Below are 4,370 nucleotides of genomic sequence, written 5' to 3'. Positions count from 1 at the left end.
GTCCAGCGAGCGCTCGAGATCCTGGCCGAGGACGTGCCCGACCACCTGCTGGCCGCGGGCGAGCTGCGCGTCCAACACCGTCAGTCCTCCCTCGAGGAACTGGGCCAGCTCGCCGACCCCCCGATGACCAAGGACGCGGTGGCCGGTCGGATCCGCCGTCTGTTGTCCATGGCCGACCGCAAAGCGGCCGATCTGGGTATCCCGGACACCGAATCCGTCGTGACCGAGGACATGCTCGACGAAGACTGATCCGCGGCCTGTGGACCCTGCACAGCCCCCACCTGGGGCGGGTAGTCTGGGTCACGCCCCGGGCACCACCGGCGCCCCTCGAGGTTCTTTCTCGCACCACCTATAAGGAGACATCACGTGACCGTGCGCGTAGGCATCAACGGATTCGGACGTATCGGCCGCAACTTCTACCGCGCGGTGGAGGCGCTGAAGGCCGAGGGCAAGACGGATATCGAGATCGTGGCCGTCAACGACCTCACCACGAACGACATGCTCGCTCATCTGCTCAAGTACGACTCCATCCTCGGTCGCCTCGGCAAGGACGTGACGTTCGACGACGAATCCATCACGGTCGGTGGGGCCAGGATGGGCGCGCTCGCGGTCAAGGAAGGCCCCTCCGCCGTGCCGTGGGGCGACTACGACGTCGACGTCGTGGTGGAGTCCACCGGCATCTTCACCTCCGCCGAGAAGGCCCGCGGTCACCTCGAGGGCGGCGCGAAGAAGGTCATCATCTCCGCTCCGGCCTCGGGCGAGGACATCACGATCGTCATGGGTGTCAACGACGACCAGTACGACGGCTCGCAGACGATCATCTCCAACGCGTCCTGCACGACCAACTGTCTCGCGCCGGTGGCCAAGGTCCTGTCCGACGAGTTCGGGATCGTCAAGGGACTCATGACCACGATCCACGCCTACACCCAGGACCAGAACCTCCAGGACGCCCCCCACAAGGACCCGCGTCGTGCCCGTGCCGCCGGGATCAACATGGTGCCCACCTCCACGGGCGCCGCCAAGGCCGTCTCGCTGGTCCTGCCCGAGCTCAAGGGCAAGTTCGACGGGTACGCCGTGCGGGTCCCGCTGCCCACCGGCTCGCTCACCGACCTCACCGTCGAGCTCGAGAAGAAGGCCTCCGTCGAGGAGGTCAACGCCGCGATCAAGGCGGCCGCCGAGGGTCCGATGAAGGGGATCCTCAAGTACACCGAGGACCCGATCGTCTCGTCGGACATCGTGACCGACCCGCACTCCTCGATCTTCGACGCCCAGTTGACCAAGGCCATCGACGGTCAGATCAAGATCGCCTCCTGGTACGACAACGAGTGGGGCTACTCCAACCGCCTCGCCGACCTCGTCGGCCTGGTCGGCAAGTCGCTGTAAGAGCCCTCGGGCCTGACGACCCAGCACCACACCGGGCCCGGTCCGGGAACGCCCAGAGCGTCCCCCGGCCGGGCCCGCTGTACATGAGTCCTCACCACCGCATCCGGACCGCGCCACCGCATCCGGACCACACCATCACCGTCCACCCGACAGGAGCCCCACCCCATGGCAGTGCGCACCCTCCACGACCTGCTGGACACCGGCGTCGAAGGTCGCAAGATCCTCGTCCGCTGCGACCTCAACGTCCCGCTCGACGGATCGACCATCACCGACTCCGGCCGCATATCGGCCTCACTGCCCACTCTGAACGCGTTGCTCGACGCCGGTGCCGCGCTGGTGATCACGGCTCACCTCGGTCGGCCGAAGGGTGAGCCGGATCCCGCGCTCTCCCTGGCCCCTGTCGCGGAGAAGCTGGGCGAGGAGCTCGGTCGATACGTTCAGCTGGCAGGTGACGTGGTGGGCCCCGATGCCCGTGAGCGCGCCAACGGACTGACCGACGGCGACGTGCTCCTGATCGAGAACATCCGCTTCGACCCGCGGGAGACAAGCAAGGACCCCGCGGAGCGTGCCGCGCTGGCGGCGGACCTGGCGAGCCTCGTCGGCGAGGACGGGGCGTTCGTCTCCAACGGGTTCGGTGTGGTCCATCGCGCGCAGGCCTCGGTCTGTGACATCGCCGAGGTCCTCCCCGCCTACGCCGGTGATCTGGTGCAGAGCGAGGTCGAGGTCCTCGCCGGCCTGACGGGCGACACCGCGCGCCCCTACGCCGTGGTCCTCGGCGGGTCCAAGGTCTCGGACAAGCTCGCGGTGATCGAGGCGCTCGCCCCCAAGGTCGACACGCTGGTCATCGGTGGCGGCATGTGCTTCACCTTCCTCGCCGCCCAGGGGCACGGCGTCGGATCCTCTCTCCTCCAGGAGGAGATGATCGACACCTGCAAGGACCTGCTCGACAGGTTCGCCGACGTGATCACCCTGCCGGTCGACGTGGTGGCGGCCGACGGGTTCGCCGCCGACGCCGGGCACACCACGGTGCCGACCGACGCGATCCCCGACGGCACGATGGGACTCGACATCGGACCGGCGTCCGTGGCCCTGTTCACCGAGAAGCTGTCCGCCGCCAAGACCATCTTCTGGAACGGCCCGATGGGGGTGTTCGAGTTCGAGGCGTTCTCGGCCGGCACCCGGGGCGTCGCCGAGGCGATCATCGCCGCCACCCGTGACGGTGCGTTCTCCGTGGTGGGGGGCGGCGACTCCGCCGCGGCCGTCCGGACACTCGGACTCGGCGAGGAGAACTTCTCCCACATCTCGACAGGGGGCGGGGCCTCACTCGAGTATCTCGAGGGCAAGGAGCTCCCGGGGGTCACCGCCCTCGAACGCAGCAACTGATCCGCTACCGCCTACGCACAGGAGAGAACATGGCACGCACCCCGCTCATCGCCGGAAACTGGAAGATGAATCTCAACCACCTCGAGGCGATCGCCCTCGTCCAGAAGGTGGCCTTCGCCCTGCCCGAGAAGTACCTCGAGAAGGTGGAGGTGGCCTTCATCCCCCCGTTCACCGACATCCGCGGCGTCCAGATCGTCATCGAGGGGGACAAGCTCGGATTCGCCTACGGTGCACAGGACGTGTCGGTCCACGAGTCCGGCGCGTACACCGGTGAGATCTCGGCGGGGATGCTCGCGAAGCTGGGGTGCACCTACGTCGTGGTGGGGCACTCCGAGCGGCGCGAGTACCATTCCGAGACCGACGAGTTGGTGGCCGCCAAGGCCGCCGCGTGCCACAGGCACGGCCTGAGCCCGATCGTCTGCGTGGGGGAGAAGCTGGAGATCCGCGAGGCCGGCGACCATGTCGGCGTGGTCGTGGAGCAGCTCAAGGGATCACTGGCGGGCCTGAGCACCGAGCAGCTCGCCTCCACCGTCATCGCCTACGAACCCGTGTGGGCCATCGGGACGGGCAAGACCGCCTCGGCCGAGGACGCGCAGGAGGTCTGCGCGGCCATCCGCGCGGCACTGGCCGAGCTGTCCGATCCCGGGACCGCGGATCAGATGCGTGTGCTCTACGGCGGCAGCGTCAACGCCTCCACCGTCGGTGAGCTCCTCGAGCAGCCCGACGTCGACGGCGGTCTCGTGGGCGGGTCGTCGCTCAAGCCCGACGAGTTCGCCCAGTTGTCCGCCATCGCCGCGGGCGGCCCGCTGCCCTGAGCCCGGCGGCGCGCCCGGATTCACCCTGGAGATGCCAGCGGGTAGTCTGGACCAGTCGTCCTCCGACCACCCCGAACCGACGTAAGGCCCGATCCGTACATGAAGCTCGCCCTGGACATCTTCCTCCTCGCCACCAGCCTGCTGTTGATGCTGTTCATCCTGCTGCACCGCGGTAAGGGAGGCGGCCTGTCCTCGCTGTTCGGCGGCGGGGTCCAGTCCAGCCTCTCCGGGTCGAGCGTGGTGGAGCGCAACCTCGACCGCGTGACCGTGGTCGTCGCCATCCTCTGGCTCATCGCGATCGTCGCAGTCGGTCTCCTGGTCCGCTTCGGCTGACGTCGTCCGACCCGCGCGCCACACGGCGCGGCCACACGGGGTGCGCCCTCCACGAGGAGGAGCGCACCCCGTCGTCGCTGAGCCCGATCGTCGCTGAGCCCGGTCGTCGCTGGAACCCGAGGATCAGTCCAGGGCCGACGCCGCGCCGTCGTCCAGGTGATAGGTCGTGGACTCGGCACCCACCGCGCCGGCCACCGGCCAGTCCGACGGTGACGCGCCGCCGAGCCCCTTCGCGACGGCCTCCGCCTTGCCCTCTCCCGCGGCGATCACCAGCACGTGCCGCGAGCGGCGAACCGCGGGGAGGGTGAACGTCAGCCGCTCGGGAGGAGGCTTGGGGCAGTCACGGACCCCGACGACCAACCGCTCAGTCTCGGCGACCGCGGGGGTGTGCGGGAAGATCGAGTCGACGTGGCCCTCCGGACCCATTCCCAGAATGGTCACGTCGAAGATCGGCTG

6 protein-coding genes are annotated in these 4,370 nt (G+C 68.7%); 5 read left to right on the top strand and 1 reads right to left on the bottom strand.

The genetic code is table 11. The annotated features are described in order from the left end of the window. From whiA to secG, 5 genes are all read left to right on the top strand, one after another. Positions 1-249 (top strand): DNA-binding protein WhiA (gene whiA / locus G6019_RS11690; protein WP_182627653.1); only part of this gene is annotated, 249 nt, incomplete at its 5' end. Positions 250-366: 117 nt separating this feature from the next. Further along, positions 367-1,383 (top strand): type I glyceraldehyde-3-phosphate dehydrogenase, encoded by a 1,017-nt coding sequence (gene gap / locus G6019_RS11685; protein WP_107756509.1) that lies wholly within the window; start codon positions 367-369, stop codon positions 1,381-1,383. Between the two features lie 165 nt (positions 1,384-1,548). Further along, entirely contained in the window at positions 1,549-2,766 is a 1,218-nt protein-coding gene (locus G6019_RS11680) for a phosphoglycerate kinase (RefSeq protein ID WP_107756508.1), read from the top strand. A gap of 29 nt (positions 2,767-2,795) precedes the next feature. Beyond that, positions 2,796-3,581, top strand: a complete 786-nt coding sequence (tpiA, locus tag G6019_RS11675) for a triose-phosphate isomerase (protein ID WP_107756507.1) — start codon at positions 2,796-2,798, stop codon at positions 3,579-3,581. Between the two features lie 99 nt (positions 3,582-3,680). Beyond that, positions 3,681-3,914, top strand: coding sequence for a preprotein translocase subunit SecG (gene secG, locus G6019_RS11670; RefSeq protein WP_017836820.1), 234 nt, complete (start codon positions 3,681-3,683; stop codon positions 3,912-3,914). A gap of 123 nt (positions 3,915-4,037) precedes the next feature. Here secG and G6019_RS11665 read toward each other — a convergent pair. Further along, positions 4,038-4,370 (bottom strand): 6-phosphogluconolactonase (locus G6019_RS11665; RefSeq protein ID WP_182627651.1); only part of this gene is annotated, 333 nt, incomplete at its 5' end.

Source organism: Dietzia sp. DQ12-76 (genome assembly GCF_014145045.1).
GTDB lineage: Bacteria > Actinomycetota > Actinomycetes > Mycobacteriales > Mycobacteriaceae > Dietzia.
Note: the sequence above shows the minus strand (reverse complement) of the source record. Positions and strands in the feature narration are given on the sequence as shown.

Coding starts and splice junctions, on each gene's coding strand:
- G6019_RS11680 (WP_107756508.1), top strand. CDS start 1,549: ATGGCAGTGCGCACCCTCCACGACCTGCTGGACACCGGCGTCGAAGGT.
- secG (WP_017836820.1), top strand. CDS start 3,681: ATGAAGCTCGCCCTGGACATCTTCCTCCTCGCCACCAGCCTGCTGTTG.
- tpiA (WP_107756507.1), top strand. CDS start 2,796: ATGGCACGCACCCCGCTCATCGCCGGAAACTGGAAGATGAATCTCAAC.